This is a genomic window from Rhizobium pisi (assembly GCF_003938655.1).
GTDB lineage: Bacteria > Pseudomonadota > Alphaproteobacteria > Rhizobiales > Rhizobiaceae > Rhizobium > Rhizobium pisi.
The window spans coordinates 14,733-35,594 of record NZ_RJJT01000013.1 but is presented as its reverse complement, the minus strand read 5'-3'; the positions used below and the strand labels follow the sequence as shown (position 1 = coordinate 35,594).

At 61.5% G+C, this 20,862-nt stretch carries 18 protein-coding genes; 2 read left to right on the top strand and 16 right to left on the bottom strand.

What is annotated here, in order from left to right:
• The 10 genes from EFD55_RS19160 to EFD55_RS19110 form a co-directional block, all read right to left on the bottom strand.
• A complete protein-coding gene (locus EFD55_RS19160) occupies positions 1–948 on the bottom strand; it encodes an ABC transporter permease (protein WP_125846621.1) in 948 nt (315 codons plus the stop codon).
• 268 nt (positions 949–1,216) lie between these two features.
• Entirely contained in the window at positions 1,217–2,746 is a 1,530-nt protein-coding gene (locus EFD55_RS19150) for an ABC transporter substrate-binding protein (RefSeq protein ID WP_183736771.1), read from the bottom strand.
• 146 nt (positions 2,747–2,892) lie between these two features.
• The gene (locus EFD55_RS19145) at positions 2,893–3,813 is read right to left on the bottom strand and encodes a LysR family transcriptional regulator (RefSeq protein ID WP_125846620.1); all 921 of its coding nucleotides are present in this window, start codon (positions 3,811–3,813) and stop codon (positions 2,893–2,895) included.
• Positions 3,814–3,868: 55 nt separating this feature from the next.
• On the bottom strand, positions 3,869–4,864 hold the full coding sequence (locus EFD55_RS19140) for a P1 family peptidase (protein WP_125846619.1): 996 nt from the start codon (positions 4,862–4,864) through the stop codon (positions 3,869–3,871).
• Positions 4,865–4,991: 127 nt separating this feature from the next.
• Entirely contained in the window at positions 4,992–5,186 is a 195-nt protein-coding gene (locus tag EFD55_RS19135) for a hypothetical protein (RefSeq protein WP_008525170.1), read from the bottom strand.
• A gap of 519 nt (positions 5,187–5,705) precedes the next feature.
• Positions 5,706–8,633: an aminotransferase gene (locus EFD55_RS19130; RefSeq protein ID WP_125846618.1), complete on the bottom strand. Its 2,928-nt coding sequence runs from the start codon at positions 8,631–8,633 to the stop codon at positions 5,706–5,708.
• A 118-nt stretch (positions 8,634–8,751) separates the two neighbouring features.
• The gene (purU, locus tag EFD55_RS19125) at positions 8,752–9,636 is read right to left on the bottom strand and encodes a formyltetrahydrofolate deformylase (RefSeq protein ID WP_125846617.1); all 885 of its coding nucleotides are present in this window, start codon (positions 9,634–9,636) and stop codon (positions 8,752–8,754) included.
• Between the two features lie 216 nt (positions 9,637–9,852).
• Positions 9,853–10,869 (bottom strand): acyltransferase family protein, encoded by a 1,017-nt coding sequence (locus EFD55_RS19120; protein WP_125846616.1) that lies wholly within the window; start codon positions 10,867–10,869, stop codon positions 9,853–9,855.
• Positions 10,870–11,039: 170 nt separating this feature from the next.
• A complete protein-coding gene (locus tag EFD55_RS19115) occupies positions 11,040–12,320 on the bottom strand; it encodes a hypothetical protein (protein ID WP_125846615.1) in 1,281 nt (426 codons plus the stop codon).
• A 2-nt stretch (positions 12,321–12,322) separates the two neighbouring features.
• Positions 12,323–13,372 (bottom strand): glycoside hydrolase family 5 protein, encoded by a 1,050-nt coding sequence (locus EFD55_RS19110; protein ID WP_125846614.1) that lies wholly within the window; start codon positions 13,370–13,372, stop codon positions 12,323–12,325.
• 137 nt (positions 13,373–13,509) lie between these two features.
• Here EFD55_RS19110 and EFD55_RS19105 point away from each other — a divergent pair, with 137 nt between their 5' ends.
• Both EFD55_RS19105 and EFD55_RS19100 read left to right on the top strand, forming a co-directional pair.
• A complete protein-coding gene (locus tag EFD55_RS19105; protein ID WP_125846613.1) occupies positions 13,510–15,117 on the top strand; it encodes a GumC family protein in 1,608 nt (535 codons plus the stop codon).
• Positions 15,118–15,178: 61 nt separating this feature from the next.
• Positions 15,179–15,511, top strand: coding sequence for a hypothetical protein (locus EFD55_RS19100; RefSeq protein ID WP_125846612.1), 333 nt, complete (start codon positions 15,179–15,181; stop codon positions 15,509–15,511).
• 36 nt (positions 15,512–15,547) lie between these two features.
• Here the strand turns inward: EFD55_RS19100 and EFD55_RS19095 are convergent, their stop codons facing one another.
• The 6 genes from EFD55_RS19095 to EFD55_RS19070 are packed head-to-tail and all read right to left on the bottom strand — an operon-like array spanning position 15,548 to position 20,766.
• Positions 15,548–16,705, bottom strand: coding sequence for a methyltransferase domain-containing protein (locus EFD55_RS19095; RefSeq protein ID WP_125846611.1), 1,158 nt, complete (start codon positions 16,703–16,705; stop codon positions 15,548–15,550).
• A complete protein-coding gene (locus tag EFD55_RS19090; RefSeq protein ID WP_125846610.1) occupies positions 16,702–17,562 on the bottom strand; it encodes a phytanoyl-CoA dioxygenase family protein in 861 nt (286 codons plus the stop codon). The genes EFD55_RS19095 and EFD55_RS19090 overlap by 4 nt, the downstream gene beginning before the upstream one ends.
• Entirely contained in the window at positions 17,559–18,284 is a 726-nt protein-coding gene (locus tag EFD55_RS19085; RefSeq protein WP_125846609.1) for a WbqC family protein, read from the bottom strand. Before EFD55_RS19085 ends, EFD55_RS19090 begins: the two co-directional genes overlap by 4 nt.
• 1 nt (position 18,285) lies before the next feature.
• Entirely contained in the window at positions 18,286–18,849 is a 564-nt protein-coding gene (locus EFD55_RS19080; protein ID WP_245438509.1) for a GNAT family N-acetyltransferase, read from the bottom strand.
• Positions 18,834–19,586: a cephalosporin hydroxylase family protein gene (locus tag EFD55_RS19075; RefSeq protein ID WP_125846608.1), complete on the bottom strand. Its 753-nt coding sequence runs from the start codon at positions 19,584–19,586 to the stop codon at positions 18,834–18,836. The genes EFD55_RS19080 and EFD55_RS19075 overlap by 16 nt, the downstream gene beginning before the upstream one ends.
• Before the next feature lie 31 nt (positions 19,587–19,617).
• A complete protein-coding gene (locus tag EFD55_RS19070; protein ID WP_125846607.1) occupies positions 19,618–20,766 on the bottom strand; it encodes a DegT/DnrJ/EryC1/StrS family aminotransferase in 1,149 nt (382 codons plus the stop codon).
• Between the last annotated feature and the right edge of the window lie 96 nt (positions 20,767–20,862).

Here is a 20,862-nt window from a genome sequence, read left to right as displayed (position 1 = left end):
TCATGCCGCCTTTCTCATCCGGGGATCGATCGCGAGATAGGAGAGATCGACGATGAAATTCATCACGATGACGAGGGCAGCGAAGAACAGGACGACATCCTGCATGACGATGATGTCGCGCTGGGAGAGCGCCTGAAGGGCGAGCCGCCCGAGGCCGGGCAGGTTGAAGACATTTTCCACCAGCACCGCGCCGGCAACGAGAAAGGTGAATTGCAGCCCGATCATCGTCAGGATCGGGATCAGTGCATTCGGCACGATATGCCGCCATAGCACTGCACTGCGTGAAAGCCCCTTGGCCACGGCGGTGCGGGCAAAATCCTCGTGCATTGTCTCCAGCACCGCCGAGCGCGCCACACGCGTCAATACGCCCGCCTGCGGCATCGCCAGCGCCACGGCCGGCAAAACAAGCGCTCGCAATGCCGGCATCGGGCCGGCGCTCCAGCCCGGAAAGCCGCCGGCCGGCATCAGCCCGAGCATCGTCGAAAACAGGATGATCAGGAGCAGCGCCACCCAGAAGGCGGGCACGGCGATGCTGACCTGCGAAAACAGCGTTGCGATGATATCGAAGAGACCGCCGCGGCGCGAGGCCGCCAGCACGCCGAGCGGCAAGGCAATCGCAACCGAGAGCACGATCGCCATCAGCGCCAGCGGCAGCGTCACCGCCAGACGCTCGACGATCAGCCCCGCGACCGGCACGCCATATGTATAGGACTGCCCGAGATCGCCGGAGAACACGCCGGCCAGCCACTGCCCGTAACGGAGGATGAGCGGCTGGTCGAGGCCGAGATCATGGCGCAACGCTTCAAGCGTTTCCGGCGCCGCCGAGGTCCCGAGCATGATCGAGGCGGGATCGCCGGGCAGAAGATCCATGACGGTGAAGATCAGCAGCGAGACGATGCCGAGTGTGACCAGGAGACCGGCTAAGCGACGAGCGAGGAGGGTGATCACGGATGCCACGCTTTCGATGTGGTACGGTGGCTTCCCCACACGCCCTCATTCCTGTGCTTGTCACAGGAATCCAGCCACGGCGCGTCGGCGCCGTGAATGACTCTCACCCAAGCAAGGAAGTCTCCCGCGCCCAAGGACTTGGGCGCACTGGATTCCTGTGACAAGCACAGGAATGAGGGATGGAGAGGGCTGTGACCGGCATCAAACGGTTTGCTCTGCGGCTTCCCCTCGCTCATCCGTACCTCTCAATTCGCCTGAAGCTGTTCGATCACTCGTCCCAGGAAACGCCGGAAAGCACATTCGAGGGGATCGGCTCGTTCTCCCACAGCCCTTTCAGCTTTTTGTCCCAGACGCCGAGCTTCGGCATGACAAAGAGGTAGAGCGCAGGCACGTCGTCGGCGAGAATCTTCTGAGCTTCGCCGTAGATCGCATTTTGCTGCGCGGGGTCGCTCGTCTCCTGGACCTTCTTCATCAGCGCGTCGAAAACGGGATTCTTGTAATTGAAATAATAGGGATCCCTCGCATAGATATCGATGTCGAGCGGTTCGGCGTGGGCGACGATCGTCATGTCGAAGTTGCGGTCCTTCATAATGTCCTGGACCCATTTCGCCGGAAATTCCGTCGGCTCGATATTCATCGTCACGCCGATTTCGGCAAACATCGCCTGCATCACCTCAGCGCTGCGCGGCGCATAAGCCATCTGCGGCGATTTGATCGAGAAGGTGAAGCCGTTGGGGTAGCCGGCTTCGGCAAGCAGCGCCTTCGCCTTTTCGACGTCGTAGGGCAGCGCGTCGGTCATGTCCTGGTAGCCCGGATCGTTCGGCGTGTAGTGGCTGCCAATCGGCGTGCCGAGGCCGGACCATGCACCGTCGATCACTGTCTTGCGGTCGATCGCCATCATCAGCGCCTGACGGACGCGTTTATCGTCGAAAGGCTTCTTGGCATTGTTCATGCCGGCAACGACCTTGAGCTCGGTATTGCCGATTCTGGTGACGAGCCTTGCGTCGTCGTCGAAGGAGCTCATCAGCTCGGGTGCGGCAAATTCCGGAAAGGCATCGAGATCACCGGATTTCAGCGCTGCCGCCTGCGCCTGCGGATCGGCAATGAAGCGGAAGGTCACCTTGTCGAGCTTGGCGGCTGCATCCTTGTTCCAGTAATCGGCATTCCTCTCGAGTTCGACCTTGTCGCCCTTCGCCCAGCCGGCGAATTTGAAAGGACCGGTGCCGACTGGCACCGTCTTGTCGCTGGCGGCCGTGTTCGGCGCGACCATCACCGAAGCTGGCCAGCCGAGCCAGTAGATCAGGCTGCCCGTCGGCGCCGAAAGGTGCAGCACCAGCGTTTCGGCATCGGGCGTATCGATCGAGGCGATCGAGGCAAAGAAGCGCTTCTGCGGATTAATGGAATCCGCGCCGCGGGCGCGATCGAGCGAAAACTTGGCGCTGGCGGCATCGAAGGCTTCGCCGTCGTGGAATTTGACGTTGGTCCGCAGCTTGAACGTATAGGTCAGGCCGTCCGGTGAAATCTCCCAGCTTTTCGCCAGCTGCGGCTGAACCTTGCCGGTCTGGTCGATGGTCACCAGTCCCTCGAAGACGTTCTGCCAGGTGACCTGGCCGATCGCGACGGGCGCTGCGATCGTCGGGTCGAGGCCGGTCGGCTCGACGCTCATGCCGAGATTGAGGTTGGTTTTTGCCGCCTCCGCAGGCGTCATCGCCGCCATCATGAGGCCGGCCGAAACCGCTGCTCCAAGGGATAGTTGCCGGACGAAACGCGCCGAAGGCACAAGTGAAACCTTGATCATCATGTCCTCTGCCCGGCCGCGCTCGATGACGAAGGCCTTTTGCGGATAAAGCGGCGGCATCAGTGCACACATAATGTCGATTTCGTGTGTGCAGTGTAGCCGAAAAAGCTACACACCAAATCCGTCGCCGATGCAAGCCGGAAGTGTCAGTCTTTCGTGTCGGCCCGGAGGTTCGTGCGATCGCGCATGAACGTCTCGATGAAGTCGATCAGCTTCGTCGCCGCGAAGGACAGCTGCCGATCCGGGGCGACGCAGAGATCGACATGGGTGCGAATGCCTTTCTTGCCGGCAAGAGGAATGGCGCTAAGCTGCCCCGCTTCGATTTCGCGCCGGACGGTCAGCGCCGGCAGCAAGGTCGCCGCAGCACCGCTGAGCACGAGTTCCTTCAGCATTTCCAGTGAGCTCGTGACGAAGACGGGATCGAGGCTTAGCCCCTCCTTCGCAATCAGTGCGTCGAAGGCTTGGCGAAAGCCGAAGGATTGCTCCGGCAGCGCCAGTGCATAGTCGACGAGCTTTCGCAGTGGGATTTCGGCAAGTGCTGCCGCCGGATGCTGTGGCGTGACGATGAGATCATAGGCGATCTCGGAACGCAGCCTTATCTTGGTGCCTGACATAGCAGGCGCAAACAGCGTCACCGCAATATCCGCCTCGGCGCTGCTGACGGCATCGACCGCCTGTCGCGCACTGGCGATCGTCACGGTAAAGCGCAGCTTTGGATATTTCAGGCTGAATTCGGCAAGCGCCGGAGCCAGCAGATTGGTAACCGTGGCGCCATTGGCATAGATGCTGACATGGCCGCGCTCCAGGCCCTTCAGGTCTTCGATCAGCTGCTGCACATGGTCGAGTTCGCGCAGCGTCCGGCCGGCGCGGGCGGCGAGCAGCTCTCCTGCCGCCGTCAGCTTGACGCCGCGAGCGCTGCGTTCGACAAGCGGCGCGCCGAAATGATATTCGAGGTTCTCGATCTGCCGGCTGATCGCCGTCGGCGCGACATTGAGGTTCTCGGCAGCCTGGCGCATCGAGTTGGTCCTGACCAGCTCGTCGAAATACATCAGCGCCCGGATCTGCATTCACGTCTCTCCGCCATTCGGCATGGTCGATCTTTTCGGTTCCGACCTTATTCAATCAGCCGCCGTTCGGGTAGCGGTCGCGCCAAGCCTTTTGCGCGCCCTCGACCGGCAGGGCGGTTGCCTCGTAGATCCCGCGGGCGATCGCCCGCGCCGTGACGATGGTGGCGAGGTGGCAAAGCTCCATCAGGCTCGCCATATCGTCTCTTCGATGCTTGGCTGTCGACGCGGCAAAGACCGTGTCGCCGTCAAGCGGCAGATGCGCCGGCAGCAGCGCCCGGGCGAGGCCGTCATGGCCGGCAAGCGAAAGCCGGTGCGCTTCGGCCTTCGTCAGCTGCGCGTCGGTCACGACAGCGCCGATCGTCGTCGCAGGAACGCTCATCCCCTTCAGCCGCATCCTGTGGTCAGTTGAATCAGGCATGCCGAGCCCGCCAAATTCGTCATCTTTTTCGAAGGGGGCTGCCCAGAAATGCGGTCCCGCCCCGATCGTTGCCGAGCCGAGCGCATTGACCGCGACAACAGCCGCGACGCGATGCCCGGCGCTGCTGACGGCGCTCGCCGAGCCAAGCCCGCCCTTGAAGGTGGCGGTTGTCGCCCCGGTGCCGGCGCCGACTGTGCCGAGCGCGAATGCGCCCTTGGCGGCGGCCTTCAATGCCGCATAGCCCATGTCGCGATAGGGGGAGTGAAGCCCCCAATCCTTGTCGCCGCCGTTCAGCAGGTCCATCAGGATCGCCTGCGGCACGATCGGGATCTTGACCGGCCCGACCGCAAAACCGCGGCCGAGTTCACGCAGGCCCGCCTGCATGCCGCCTGCGGCATCGAGCCCGAAGGCGGAGCCGCCCGAGAGCACGAAGGCATCGACGGCACTGACGGTCATGGACGGGTCGAGCAGGCTCGTGTCGCGCCCGCCCGGCGCACCCCCGAGCACCGTGCCGGATGCGACGGCCGGCTCGTCGAAGACGATTGCGGTGACACCGGATCCGAGCACGAGGTCGGTCGCATGGCCAACGGAAACGCCTTCGATGTCGGTGAGCAGATTGAGAAGATCGGGCAAGGGCTGATCCTGATGGCGGCACGCCGGCCGATAGGACTGCAAATGCCCTCAAAAAACAAGACCGGCCCTGTGGCAGGACCGGTCGAACATCGGAAAAGCCGTGAAAGTCGGGGCCGGCCTCATGCCGTCAGGCATGAAGCGGCTTCGGATGACGGCGGGTCATCAGGTCATGGATGGCCAGCCGCACCTCATCGGGCGAGCGGAAACGCTGCTCGTCGAGGTCGTGGACGTGGAATTTCACGGCGATGAATTTCAACCGATCTTCATCGGGAATGACGATCCCGACGGGAACGCCTGCATATTCGATAACTTGCTTCTTCATAGATAGAACTCCTGCCGCGCGACATGCACAGCCATGGCGAATTGACTTGTCTGGTACCGTTGAAAGGAGGACGAACGTCACATTCGACAGTTCGGGCGGGAGAGGGCGCCCGGACGGTCATTGCCAAGCACGGATCGCCCAAGGAGAGTGGCGAGAATATCGATGTCTATCATGTCTCGTTCCTTGCATTGGCGTTGCGCTTGAGGGGTCCCGTGAAGTCCGGGGCCGGTGATGGCTGTCTTCAATATCTACTAACTTAGTAGAGATTACCCGATAGCCTGTCAGAAACATATTCCGAAACGTGTCAAAATATCGACGATCCGAAAAAATTCATTCCGTCTCACTCGAAATTTACAGAAAGAAACATATCAGCTCTTCGTAAAATTCGCATGACAGAATCGCAATCGATCGATCGTCGCAGCAGAGATAGGAAGCCAGCCTGATTCAGGCAATGGGCTTCATCATTAAAAGTCGAAATGCCGCAAAATGACCGATTTGGTTAACGCCGGAATCCCCGGTTCACCAGCCTTCGGCAAGCACCTTTTCCAGCATGTCGGCGAAGAAATCCGCACTTTCGATGCTGAGGCAAAGCGGCGGTTTGATCTTCAGCACATTTTGGTGATCGCCGGTCGCCTGCATGATGACGCCGAGTTCGAGAAGCCGATCGCAGATCGCAGCCGTCTCTTCCGTCGCCGGCGTGAGCGTCGTTCTGTCGCGGACGAATTCGAGGCCGAGATAGAGCCCCATCCCGTGCACGGCGCCGGCGATCGGATAGCGGTCGATCAGCGCCGCAAGCCGCGCCTTCAGATGATCGCCGACCGTTCGGGCGTTGTCCTGCAACCTCTCCTCGGCCATGATTTCGAGCACCGTCATGCCGGCCACGCAGCTGACCGGGCTGCCGCCGGTGGAGGAAAAGAAGGCGCCCTCCTTCTCCAGCGATTCGGCGATCTCGCGCGTGGTAATGACGGCGCCGAGCGGATGTCCGTTGCCCATGCTCTTGGCGATGGTGATGATGTCGGGCACGACTCCCTGCTGCTCGAAGCCCCAGAAATAATGCCCGAGCCTGCCATAGCCGACCTGCACTTCGTCGGCGATGCAGAGGCCGCCGCGGGCGCGCACCTGCGCGTAGATTTCCCTGAGATAACCCTCCGGCAACGGAATGCCGCCGGCATTGCCGTAGACGGATTCGCAGATGAACCCCGCAAGGCCTTCGCCGCCGGCGTCGATCGCCTCCAGCACCGGTGTTACCGCGCCGAGATAATTCGCTGCGGTATCAGGACCGCGGAACGTGCCGCGATAGGTATTCGGCGACAGGACGGCATGCACCCAGTCCGGCCGGGTGCCGAGCGCCCGCGGATTGTCGGCGATCGAGGTGGAGACGGCATCGCTTGCCACAGACCAGCCATGATAGGCTTCGAGCAGGCAGAGCATGTTGCGCGCGCCGCTATGTGCTTGCGCCAGCCGAAGCGCCAGGTCGTTCGCCTCCGAGCCGCTGTTGACAAGAAAGACCGCGTCGAGCCCGTCCGGCGCAAGAGCTGCGAGCTGTTCGGAAAATTCGGTGATCGCGGCATAGTGAAAACGCGAATTGGTGTTGAGCCGCAGCCATTGCGCGTTGATCGCCGCTGCGAGTCTCGGATGGCCATGGCCGAGGATGGTAACGTTGTTGACCATGTCGAGATAGGCGCGACCTTCGACATCGAACAAATGCTCCCTCCAGCCGCGCTCGATCTGAGGCGGCGCCGCGTAATAGTTCTTCTGCGGCCGTGCGAGATGCGCCTGCCGCCTGGCGAGCAGCTCGGCAATTTCAGGCTGCGGCGCATCCGCGTCGCCGCCGAGAAGTTGCGAAGGCGAGGGGCAGAGCACCGACCAGGCCGCCGCCTCGCGCGGCGTGGCAAACAGCGGCGGTTCCAGGCCTGCGACGCTGCAAAGCTGGACGCGCAGTCCGCCGAGCGACGAAACCTCTCCGACAACCGCGCCGAGCGGATCGCCGCCAGCAACCTCGGTTCCATCCTCGACTGCGGCGTCGAGCCCGTCGAGATGCAGGGTCATATTGTCGCCGGCAAGTGTCAGATGCTGGTCCTTCCAGCCGATTCGACCGGCAAAGGGAGCCGCAATCGCGCTTCCTGTGGCCAGGCATATGTCGATATGCAGGGCGCAGGTCGCCTGTGTCTTCGCGGCTCCGAGGCCGGCGCGGGAAAGCCGATATTCGCCATAGCGCGTCGCAGCCGCGCCGTTTTCGGTTGCGGCACGGGCAAGCAGCCGCCAGTCCATGTCGGCGTTCAGCCAGTTGCCGGCGGAAAAATGCGGGCTCAGCACCCCCAGATCGACATAGGCGATCCCAGCGGGATCGATGTCGGGCAGTAATGGCAGCCATCCCGACGTTTCCGGGGCGGCGATATCGACGCCGGCAGCCCTGAGGATCGCCGCTTCCATCAGTTCGAAGGGAACGGACATCGCCGTATCGAAGATCGCCCGCTCGTCGTCGAGATTGCCGCGAACGTAGTCATTGTCGGGATCGATCGAAATCTGCTGCTCGCTGCTTGCAACGAGGATGACCGCGCGTGCGACGACCAAGGGCCAGAGCGCCTTCAACTCGTCCTCGCTCAGCGGATAGATAGCCTGATAGGCGGTGACGGCAGGCAGGATGTGAAAAGGGTCGCCGTCGGCCTGATGCAGCAGCGATGCGCAAGTGACGGCGAGGTCGCCGACCAGCCAGCCGCGGATGATGTCGCCGAAATCGATCACCCCGTCGGGAATTGTGTGGCCACGGGCGTCGCGATGGCCGACGACATTGTCGCCGGTGACGTCGTGATGCACGGCCTGCAGCCGAAGCGATGGCGCCAAGGGCTGGATGCGGCGAACGGCCATCACCATGGTCTTGGCGATCCGGTCGCGCGCGGCGCTGTCGGTGATGGCGGAAAGCAGCTGCACAGCGACCGGCCCGGCGCGCCGGAGATCCCATTGCAGGCTGCGGTCGAGACCGGGATGGCTGAAATCGGCAAGCGCCCGCGCCAGCCGCGCACAGAGCGCGCCCAGCGCCGCGACGGAGGCCGGTGCCACGTAGGACAGTTCCGTCAGCCCCTGGCCTTCCAGATATTGCAGCAGCCGGACCTGGTAGCCCTGCCCGCGCGTTGTAAAGACGACGATCTCCCGCCCGTCATTGGTGGCGATCACATCTGGAACGCGCGGCGCGTCTTGCTTACCTTTGAGGTGATGAATCGCCGCATTCTGCGCTTCGAGTTCCCGGGTCTCGTAAGCGGCGTGGCAGATCTTCAGGACGTAGCAGCCGCGATCGGTATCGACGCGATAGTTTCGATCCTGCTGGCTGCCGAGTTCGGTGAGCGTGCCGGACAGGCTGTAGTGGGCAAGAAGGATCTCTTCCGCGTCCGCGACGGTGACGTCGGGACGCGGCAGCGTCATGCGATCAACAAGCGCCTCGTCGGTCATGACACCCCCCGCAGCATGATTCGATTACCTATTGAATGAGATAATCAAGTACTTGCCGCCGGCAGGCAACGGGAGATTGTCGCTCGCGAACAAAAGAGATGTAGACCCTCGGCCGCTCTCAACCCATGCGTTCGGATGCGTAGCTTCCCGGGCTTGCCGGGAAGACCACGGTGCGATTGCCGTTGATGAAGGTGCGGTGGTGGATATGGGCGTGGATGGCACGCGCCAACACCTGGCTTTCGACATCGCGGCCGATCGAGACATAGTCGTCGGGCGACTGCGCATGGGTGATGCGCGCCGTGTCCTGCTCGATGATCGGGCCTTCGTCGAGATCGGCGGTGACGTAATGCGCCGTCGCCCCGATCAGCTTCACGCCGCGGCCGTAGGCCTGCTTGTAAGGATTGGCGCCCTTGAAGCTCGGCAGGAAGGAATGATGGATGTTGATGATTTTGCCCGACATCTTCTGGCACATCTCGTCCGACAGGATCTGCATGTAGCGGGCCAGCACGATCAGCTCGGTGCCGGTCTGCTCGGCGACTTCCATGATCCGAGCCTCGGCCTGCACCTTGTTGGCCTTAGTGACGGGAATATGGTGGAAGGGGATGTCGTGGTTGACGACAACCTTCTGGTAATCGAAATGGTTGGAGACGACGCCGACGATGTCGATCGGCAGGGCGCCGATCTTCCAGCGGTAGAGCAGGTCGTTGAGACAATGGCCGAAGCGCGACACCATCAGCAGCACCTTCATGCGCTTCTCGCTGTCGTGGAATTCGTACTCCATCGCGAAGGGCGCGGCGACGGCGGCAAAATCGGCACCGATCTCGGCGCCCGAAAGCCCCTCTTCCGAAATGAAGCTGACACGCATGAAGAACTTGCCGGTATCGAGATCGTCGAACTGCGAGCTGTCGATGATGTTGCAGCCCTTCTCGGCCAGATAGCTCGAAATCGCCGCCACGATGCCGCGCGTCGATTGGCAGGATACCGTCAATACATAGCTTTTCATGTCTTTCCCTCTTCCCTCTGCAAGGCCGCCGCCGTGCTTAGATCAAAGCCCGGGCCGCGAACAGGCCGGCGCGCTTTCATTCATGCGACAAATTGCAAGAGAAACCATCACGCGTCTGCAAGTTCTCTCATTGCCAAGTCTGAAGCTTAGGAGAAGTTGCGCAAAAAACTGTGCCGTCAGCGCCGCTTGGATGCGTATTCTCGCCTTCGATGCGGTTTAAGCCGGCGGATGGCTCGCCACCGCGACTTTCCGGCGGGGCGTCGTGATTTCATGGATGATGGCGCCGCCGATCGACGAGAGCACCAGCGAAAGGATCACGAAGAGCACCGGTTGCTGCAGGATGCCGATTGGCAGGCGGTCGGCGGCGATCCTGAGGAAGGCCAGAGTGAAGGCGTGCGTGATGTAGATGCTGTATGAGCAGTCGCCGAGATAGTTCAGCCAGCCGATGACGGGTAGCCTGGAAAAGTCGATGGAAACGGCGCCGTAGATAATGAAGATTGCCGGTATGCCCCAGGCGTAAAACCGGCTTTCCGGCCGCATCAACGCCTCGTTGATGAACAGAAATGCAAAGCCCATGGCAAGCGCCGCCCATGCCCAGCGGCTCGGCAGAAGAACCTTTTGCCCGTAGAGCCAGCCGAGTACGACGCCGGCAAGGAACTCCAATATGATCGGCTCGCCGTAGAAGCGGGTGGCCGTCGTTTCCGGCAACAGCCGGCAGGCGATCAGGATGACGGCAAAGACGGCAAGCATTGCCGGGATGCGGCGGATTTCCGAAAGCGGCAGCAGCAGCGCGAACACGAAGTAGAAGAACATTTCGTAATTCAGCGTCCAGCCTGGAACGACGACCGGAGTGATCGTGCTGGGATCGGCGGGATTGCTCCACGGCAGGAAGAAGAGCGAGGCGATGAGGTGCGGCAGGTCGAAGACCGTCGATTTCAGCAACGACGGGGCCACCAACGCTACGACAGCCGAAAACAGCGTCGCCAGCCAATAGAGCGGCACGATCCTCCTGATGCGCCGGCGGGCGAATTCGACCGGGCTCATCGATCGTCCGCTCGTCGTCAGCCACATCACGAAGCCGCTCAACACGAAGAAGATGTCGACACCGGTTTCGCCATAGATGAAGGCCGTGGCGTCGACCGCTGGATTGACCTTGGCAAGCTGCAATATCGCATGGAAATAGACCACCATCAGCGCCGCGATGGCGCGCAGATATTGAAGCTGGACAAGCATCGAGCGTCTTGCTCCCTAGAGCATGATGCCGAAAAGTGTGGGCGGTTTTCGGACGACATCATGCTCTATTTCTTTGATTTAGAACAGGATTCAGATTTTAGGCCGATCTGGACTAAAATCATCCTGTTCTAGGGCTCACGCGGGCGCCGGTCTCAGCCGCGCCGCTGCGGTCAACTCAATACATCTGCCGGACGACCCTGCCGGATGCGCGGATTGTCGTGGAAACGCATATACCCGACGACAAACCACAGGAGACCGGCAATCTTCATCGAGAAAACAGCGGTTCCCCCGATCATCATATTCAGAAAAATGAAAAGAGAAAGTGAATGGGCGCAGCGCCGCTGCGCCGCCGTGCGCCCGGCGGGAAAGAGGCAGACGAACAGCCACAAGGCGATGACGCCGAAGATCGTTGCTGCGTAGATCAGGTAGACGTAGCCGCTGTCGGCGAATTCGGCGACCCGGTCGACCGAAAGCCCAAGGATGGCGAGCGGATCGAGATCCATGACCTTCTTCATCGTCAGGTTGATGCGGCCGGTAAAATTGTCACCTGTCGCATTGGGTTTCAAGGTGTAGACGAGAAAACCCGCAGCGACGATCAGCGGCATCAGCAGCAGGTTGAAATTCTTCGGGATCTTCGGAAAGACGAAATAGCCGACGATGCAGGCAAAGCAGAAGATCAGCATGGTGCGTGTATCGTTGGTCACCAGGATCAACACGGCCGTGCCGATCATCAGCAGCCTGTCCCAGCGCCCAAGCTTTTCCCACATCGAAATCAGGTAGACCGCGATCACGCCGCAGAAATTGGCAAGCGACACCTGCTCGAGGAAGATCGAAGAGGAACGGTGGTCGATGATGCCGAAGGAGAAGCGCTCGGGAAAGCCGAGGGCGTTCTGGAAGAGGCCCGTCGTGTTGTAGCTCAGCGGTAGCAGCCCGCGCGTATTGGCGAAATAATCGGACGGATGGACGATGCTGACATAAAACGGCACGCTGGCGATCTCGAAGATCAGGAAGATCATGACGACAAGACTCGCCCAGCGAAAGGCGAGCTTCATCGTTTTTTCATTGCTCCAGCCCCCGAGCCCGGTGAAGCAGAAGATGATCAGCACGTTGCGGAAATGATCGATGAACAGCATGCGGTTGAGCACGCTGACATAGATGGTCACGACGAGCGTGAACAGCAGGAATAGGAAGGCCGGAAGGTCGGTCTCGTAAATCCCCTTGTGCAGGATGTAGATGATGGCGCTCGCCATGATCAGGCCCTCGCTGGCGGCGACATGCGTCATCGAGAGCGGCATGATATTGTGATTGATGAAGGCGAGAATGCCGTTATAGAGCACAGAGAGCAGGCCGAGCCACAGCACCGGATAATCGGTGCGCGATGCCTCGCCGGCCGCATCGAGCCGGTTGCCGGCAACGGCAAAGGCTGCAGTCTTGTGGTCGCTGACCGCCATCTTCAGTTCTCCACCGGCTTGACGGCGGTGCATGCGCCGGCTTTCGCTTTCGCCGCTCCGGCGAGAAGCCGCATCTGAGGCCGTTCGGCGCCTTCACGCGGCTGGACGTTGAAAGGTTCGTTCGCCGGCCACCATTCACCCGCGGCCCAATAGGACCAGCCGAGCCAGGCGTCGCTATTGCCTGACATGGTAGTGTAGATCTCGGCGAGCCCGCTCAGGCAGTCCTTGTCGGCGGAGGCGCCGAATTCACCGAGGAAGCCGCGTTTGTGGTTCCGCTTCAGCCAGGCTGTAACCCCGGCGATCGCCTCGACTGCGGCGCCCGCACCCTCGCAGGTCGGATGGGTTCCGGAGGAATCGGCGTCGAGATACTGGTGGACCTCGAAAGCGTAGAAGTCGAGCGGATCGCGCACGCCGAGCATGACAGTGCCGTTGGCGCCGCCGATCACATCCTTTTCCCAGCTGGCGGCCCCGCTCCAGGCGGTGCCAGGCACGAGGACGAGATTGCGTGCGCCGACGGCGCGAATGCTGCGGATCGCTGCATTGGCGGCATTGAGCCAGGCCGTCGCCTTGATGTCGTGCGGCTCGTTCATCAGGCCGAAGAGAACGCCGTCCCGATTGGCGAATTCGACGGCGAGCCTTGCCCAGAAATCGGCGAATGCGGCATTCGTCGCCGGCGCCGTGCCGACTTGCGTCTTGTCGTAATAGCCGAAATTATGCGGGTCGAGCAGAACGGCCATGTGATGCTTGCGGATCAGGCCGACGGTATCCTTGAGCCGCTTGATCTCGTCATCGTCGAGCCGACCGCCGAGTGCCGGTTGCAGCCGCTCCCAGCGGAAGGGCAGCCGGATGATCGTCATGCCCTTTTCGGCGAAATAGCGGATCGTATCTTCGCTGGGATAGGTGTAGTTCGTACCGTAGGTGCCGTCGCGATCGCCATATTCACCGCCGGAGAGATTGACGCCGCGGTAACAGGGAGCGTCGGCTGCAGGAGCCGCCGACGGGGCGAGGGCGGCCGCAAGCAGCACCGCGATCAGCTGTCGTTTCGTCTTCATGGCCATCCCTGTAATTGCGGCAAATCGCAACATCAGCGTCGCGGTCGATAATTTAACGGTCCGTTAGCTAAGAATTTCTAAAGTCTCATCACCTCGGCCTCAGTCTATTTCACGCTGGGCGGGATACGAGTGCGCGTATGAACCAGTATGACAGGAACAGGGTAAGTCGGCTGCCCGGCTGGCGCAGTTATGAGCCCTCTCAGACTGCGCCGGAAGGCGTGCGCATGCGCAGCCCAGTCGTCCGCCCGGACGAGTTCGCCCGTCCGGCGCCCGAACCTGCCCCGCCCCCCTTTGCACCACCCGCAAGTGTTACAGAAGCCCGCCGATACGAGCGCCCGGCGCCGGCGCCTGCCGAACGGCCTGCCGTAAATACGCCGTCGAACGCTGCACCCGCACCGGCCGCGCCACTGATCGATCTTCGCTCCAGTATTGCCGCGATCTGGGGCCGCCGGCTGATCGTGCTCGGTCTGGCGCTGCTCGGGGCTGCCGCTGGCGGAGTGGTGGCGCCCACCATCGCGCAGAAGTTCACCGCCGTGAGCAGCCTTTATTTCGATCCGCGCCAGATCGGCCTTGCCGATGCCGGGACGCAATCCTCCGGCCCCTCGCCGGAAATGATCTCGGCGCTGATCGACAGCCAGGTGCAGATCCTGACCTCGGGCAATGTGTTGCGGCGTGTCGTCGAAGCCATGAAGCTCGACCAGGATCCCGAATTCACCGGCGGCAGGACGGATGGCGCCGCCGTGATCGGCGCCCTGCAGAAGACGCTTGTTATCACCCGCCAGGCCAGCACCTATGTCGTTTCGCTTGCCGCCACCACGAACGACCCCGAGAAATCCGCAAGGCTTGCCAACCAGGTCGTCACCTCCTTCACTGAGGAGGAAAACAGCGCCTCGAACGGCATCTACGAAAACACCTCCTCGACGCTCGACGGACGCCTCAACGATCTGCGCCAGAAAGTGCTGGAGGCCGAACAGGCTGTCGAAACCTTCCGCGCCGACAACGATATGGCCGCGACCGAAGGCAACCTGATCTCTGATCAAAGGCTCGCCTCGCTGAACACGCTGCTGGTGACGGCGCAGGAAAAGACCATTCAGGCCAAGGCACGCGCTGATGCCGTCGCCAATCTCCGCGTCGAAGACATCGTTGCCGGCAACCAGACGGAGGGCGGCGTCACCTCGCCGCTCGTCAGCCTGCGCCAGCAATATGCCACCCAGGCGGCCGCGGTCGGCAGCCTCGAAAGCCAGATGGGCACACGCCATCCGCGCCTGCAGGCGGCCCGCTCCTCGCTGCAGAGCATATCTGGCGAAATCAGGGGCGAATTGCAGCGCCTTGCCACCTCTGCAAGGGGCGAATACGAGCAGGCGAAGGCGGCGGAGGATAGCGTCGCCAAGGAGCTTTCCGTCCAGAAGGCGCTGCAGGCGGGTATTTCGGACAAGCAGGTGGAACTGAACGAATTGCAGCGCAAGGCGACCGCCGCGCGCGATATCTACGAGGCGGTGCTGAAGCGCTCCGGCCAGACGAGCGAGGAGCAGAGCCTCAGCCAAAGCAATATCCGCGTCATCTCGCCGGCCGAACCGCCGGTCAAGCCCGATGGCCCGGGAAAAAAGATCCTGCTGATCGCCGGCATCATCGGCGGTGCCCTCGCCGGTTTCTTCCTCGGTGCGGCCTTTGCGATCCTCGCCGGTCTCTTCGGCCATCCCGTCATCAGAAGTTATTTCAAGAGATCACCCGCCCGGGCCGCTTGATGACGGCCATCGGTTTTCCTACATCGGGAAAAGGCGGCCTGTCGCCGGCAGGAGAGTTCCCATGCGGCCTCTGATGATGCTTCTGATATCGCTCGTCGCCGTGTCGGGCCTTGCCCCAGCGTCCGCATCGGCCGTCGACTGGACGAAATCCGTCAAATCGGACGTTCAACCCCTCTACCCCTACAAGGGTCTTCCCGGTGTTAAGGCGCAACCGGACAAGAAAGAGGAGGAATCCTATAATTGCCACACGGAGACCGTCCACATCCGCCGCCGCCACGACGAGATCTTCCGCTCGGGCGGCATGCCGACGCTCATGTATGTCTGCGACCGCGACGGTTTCATCTCAATGGACGACAAGGTCCCGCTGCGCGGCCACTTTCAGCCGGTGCGGTGAGGGCCGGAGGCGAAGCCGCCGCGGGCCTGTTCGGTTTCAGGCTTCCAGCCAGAGCAGTTCCAAACCCGGCCTATGCAGATAGGGCATGCTAGCGATCGCGGCACGCGCCTTTAGCGGATTGAGGCCGATAAACAGCGCCTCCGCATCTTCGGCAATTGCCGTCGGTGCGCTCACAGGGTAGCCGAAATGCTCCGTATTCTGCAGCCCCGGATTCTGGTCGAGGAAGGCGGTCAGCTCGACATCATTGCCGATACGGCTGAAGATCCAGCCTCCATAAAAGCCAGCACCGTAAATCGCTACTTTGCGCCCGCGGAAGGTAGCAGCCCGCTTTTCGAGGTTGGCAGCCGAGGTCCGCCAGAAATCGCAGATCTCCAGCCCACGCTCGACAGCCTGCCGCACGAGAATGGCATCCTGCTCCGGCCTGGCCGGCGTCTCGCTGCGTACCGCAACGGCAAAGAAGGCTCCTGGGAACGATGTCACGTCGATCATCGATACTTCGAAGCCGCCGGCGGCAAGCGCCCGCCGAAGTGAAGCCTCGCTGAAGTGGTTGACATGGTCCGCCACCGTCATGTCGCCGGGGTTGGCCGAAACGTCGGGCATCGAAAGCAGCAGTGTGCCGCGCGGCTTCAGGAGCTTGTGTATCCCGCGAATGAAACCAACCGGGTCGGCCACATGCTCGATCACGAAATGGCTCATCGCCGCATCGAAGCGGCCGTTCCACGTTTCTGGTACCTCATAGGCGGCCTGCGCGTCTGGCGCGATCCAGCCATTCCAGGCTGAAGCGTAGTCGGTGGAAACATCGAAAACATGAGGCTCGATATCGGGGCGCGCGGCGATGATCTTGCGCAGCGTGTCGGCTTTTGCCGCACCGTAGTCCAGAAGCCTCGCTCCCTGCGGAAGATCAAGCAGATTGCGTGCAATCTCCGCCTGATGGTCGGTCCGGAAAATGACGGTGCCGTCGGGCTTGACCGCAAAGATCTGGTCATGACCCTCGCTGCTCAGCGAAATGCGATAGCCGGTATCGTAGAAGGTCTCGATATCGGGAATCTCGTCGCACTGCGCGTGGCCGCATCCGTCGCAGACATAGACGCGCGTCGGAATGTTGAGAAGGGTCATGATGGAGGTGAGGGCAGGCGCCGGTGTTTCATAGGCCGGCGCCGCAATCTTCCCACCGCAGACACGGCAAGCCGTCATTCCGCCGCCTCGCGCCGAACGGAAAGCTCCGGAAGCACATCGGCGAATTTCACGCCGGCGGCAAACGAGCCCTTCCAGCCGATGCGGATGCCAACCGGCTCGAGGTAGTTGAAGTAGCGGAACTGGATGCTCCAGCGCGGCGTGGTCGAGACATTGTGACCCGACTGGTGCAGCGTCAGGAAGTCCATCAGCACGAGGTCACCCGGATTGGTCAGCGGCGCGACATGCTTGTAGCGGGCGAGGCGCTCTTCGGCGCGGTCGAGATGCAGAGCGTAAGCGCCCGTCTTGCCGGCGCCGGCATCGTCCTCGTAAACGGGAACCAAGCCTTCGGCATGCGAGCCTTCGGCGATCTGTACCGGCCCCATGTCCTGAGTGACCGGCAGAAGTGGCGTCCAGAATACAACGCCGTCGACGCTGCGCAGCTGGCCGGGGAATTCCTGATGCCACTGGGCGCGGAATTTTTCTTCCCCGGGGTTGTCGATGCGGATCCCGTAGCCGCCGGCGGCAATGCCCGGAACACTATCTGGACGCAGTGCCTTGAAGGCTTCGTCGTTGGTGATACTGGTGACGAGACGCATGAAGGCGGGGATCTGCTTTATCGCGTCATAGACCTCACCACCCCATGAGCGGTTCTTGGCGATCAGCTTCGGATAAGCGATCATCATGGCGTCATGCGTGGTTTCGATAGGAGCGTCGACGCCGTACTTCTTGCAGATCACTTCAAGGACCTGGCGGATGCCTTCCTGGATCGGCGCGATGTCGGCAGCCGGATCGTAGAAGCCCCGCATAACGAGGTAGCCCCTGGTGCCGAAATCAGCGCGCAGGCTGTCGGTGATCTTTGCGTTTGCGTTTGTCATGATGTGACCGTTTCCTCCTTCAGGAAGTCTTGCCACGCTACCGTGGCCGGGATGAGACAATTACGCGCCTCCGGACCCATTCGGGCGATGAGATCGAGCACAGAAACATAGGGGGTGAACGTACCGACCGGCTGAGGCCAGGGGGTGCGGCTGTAGTTCATGTATTCGACATGCACGCCGGCTTGTTCGAAGGCGGTGTGGTCGAGATAATTCGCCGCACCGTGACCCGTGAGATAGCGAGTGCCGCTGGCCTTCAGCACGATATCCAGCACGCGCTGCCAGGAAGTGCCCTCGACGCCCATCTCGCTGGTCTTCTCGATCTTTCGGTTCTTGCCGATGCCGAGATAGCGGGCGGGTTCCTCAATGCTGGCGATCAGCAGCTCCAGCAGTGAGGAATGGCGATAGACGCTGTCGAAGATCGAAAGCGCATCGTCGATGAAGGGCGCGCCGAGCAATGATTGGCGCAGCAGCGCGCGATGGCTTGCTTTCCAGTCCTCGCCCGCCGCGGTGAGTTCGGAAATCTTCTGAAAGCTGCCCTTGCCGGCAAGAGGGATCGTCATCCAGCAACGATCGTTGCTGCGTAAAAGCTGAATGCGGTTGGTGAAGCTACCCTTCGAAAACTGCGTATCGTCGAGATAAATATAGCCGTCGGCGATCATCAGCTGTTCGAAAAAGCCCGGCCACGGAAACAGCATCGGTTGGGTAATGACGACGGCAGTCATGTCACTCGTCCCCCAGTCGTCGCTCGAACAGCATCACGTCGCGCGTCATGCCATTGGCGTCGGCGAAATGCGCTTCGAGAAGACCCACCTCGCGATAGCCGAGCGATAGATGCAGACCTATGGAGGCAGCATTGTCGATGTCGATTTCAGCCATCAGCTTGCGAAGACCGAGCACGCGGGAAGCATGGCGTGCAAGCTCGGCAAGGGCCGCGCGTCCGAGCCCGAGGCCGCGCGCGCCCTCCGCCAGAACGATGCCACCGTAGCCGGTCGCGTTCCGGCGATGGACCTGGGTGATCTGCACATAGCCCTCAGCCTTACCGCTGTTCTGATCCTCGATGACGAGAAATGCCCCACCCGTCTCAGTACGCCGCCGTTCGATCCAGGCGTCGAGCGCCGCATCATCGGTTGCATCGGGCACCGTCAGCAGGAGTGACTGGAGCGCGTTGTCGCGGCGGAGGGAAAAGAGCAGCGGCCGGTCGCAATCCGCCACCGGGCGCAGTCTGACCAGCGCCTGGCGCGGAACATGGCGATGGCTCTCCGTCCTCTCCGTCATCCGCGGATGCATTTAAGATATCCTCCCGGCGAACTGGAAAGCACCAGCTTGCCGTTCAGCGCCTCGTCGGTCTCGAAACGGTCTGTCTCCTTGAGATAGGTGTTGAGCGCCGCGTAGGGCTCATCACCGGGATACCAGATTTTCGAGCGCTTGGTCGGCGTCTGAGACATGTCCCCCCTGCCGAGCAGGGTATCGGCGACGACGATATACTGGCCCTTGGTGACCAGCGGGCCGTAACAGCGCAGCTCATCGAGAACGTGATCGCGGCTGTGGTCGCTGTCGAGAACGACCATGACGGAAGCGCCGGCCGGGATTTCGGCTTTGACCTTGGCAAGCGTCTCGGCCGTGGTCGACGGTCCTTCGATCAGCGTGATCAACGGCGAGAGCGGATGCTTCTCGATGGAATCGCGGTTGTGGGCGCGGATGTCGATGTCGACTCCGATCACCTTGCCTTTGCCGATCACCTTCAGCAGCGAAGCCATGAAGATCATCGAGCCGCCGCGAGCCACACCTGTTTCTATGATGATGTCGGGCTTGGTGTTCCAGATTACCTCCTGGGTGGCCATCACGTCGGCAGGCATTTGAATGATCGGCACGCCCATCCAGGACCAGAGATAGGCGTAATCATACTTGTCGAGCGCCACCAGCGTGTTCAGTGCCTGCTGGAAGGCGTCTTCGTCCTTGCCGAGCGCAAGCGACATTTCGCGCTTGCGGGCTTCGAATTCGAGGCGATCGTCCTTGATGGTCATAAGTCTCTGAAACCTTCTGTATAGTCTGTGCTCAGGCCGACTGGCGGAGGTGAACGGCGCTGCTGTCCTGATGGCTGCGGACGACCGAGATCAGCGTCTCGGCGACACGATTGATATCGGCCTCGCTCATGTCATGGTAGCTCGGCAGGTTGATCGCTCGCTCCGGAATGCTCCAGGCGTTGATGTTGGCAGGCTTTCCCTCGAACATCGAAAGGCTGGAAAGCGGGTGGAAGAAGACGCGCGCATCGATATTGGCCGCTTCGAAAGCCTGTTGCAGCATTTCGCGAGTGATACCGGTGGCAGAGTGGAAGACGGCCGTAGGCATCCACGCACCGTTGATCGTGCCGGTATATTCCGGGTTCATGCTGATGCCGGTGAGCGTCGAGAGGCGCATCATATAGGCGGCAAGAATTTCCCGTTTGCGGGAGACGAGCTCGTCGATGCGCTCCAACTGGGCACAGCCGATAGCCGCCTGGACGTTCGACATCTTGTATTTAAAACCAATCACGTCCGGCCAGAACTGTTTCTTCTGGCTGCGGGCACGGCCGTGGTTGCTGAGCGTCAGCACCTTTTCGTAAAGATCGGCGTCGCTGGTGACGAACATGCCGCCTTCGCCTGTTGTCAGTGTCTTGGTGCCATGGAAGGAGAAGGTGCCGAAGGTGCCGATCGAGCCGGCGCGGCGACCGTGCCAGACCGAGCCGACCGCCTCGGCCGCGTCTTCAATCACGGCGACACCGGTGCGCTTGCCGATTTCGATCAGTGCATCCATGTCGCAGAGATTGCCGTAGATGTGCGTGGCGATGATCGCCCTGGTGTGCGGCGTGATGCTGCGCTCGACGGCAGCGGGATCGATGCACCATGTATCGGGCAGAACATCGACGAAGACGGGGCTCGCGCCGAGATGCGTGATGGGTGCTACGGTCGCCACCCAGTTCGTGTCGGCAAGGATTACCTCATCGCCGGGGCCGATGCCAAGTGCGGCGAGCCCCATATGCATCGCGCCGGTGCAGCTCGATGTCGCGATTGCAAACCCGCTGCCGAGATAGGCGCCGAATTCGCGCTCGAAGCGATTGATGTAATCGTAGCAGCGCGCGCCCCAACCGTTTGCGGCAGCATCGGCGGCATAACCGGTTTCCAGCTCGGTGATCGATGGTTTGGTGTAGAATATTCTGTTCGTCATGCCTTATTCTCTCGGGATGAGGGCCTGGAACTCGCAAAGCCGGGGGCACATTAAAACTGACTAACGCATGAAACTGGCGCGAGGCTTAGCGTTGGC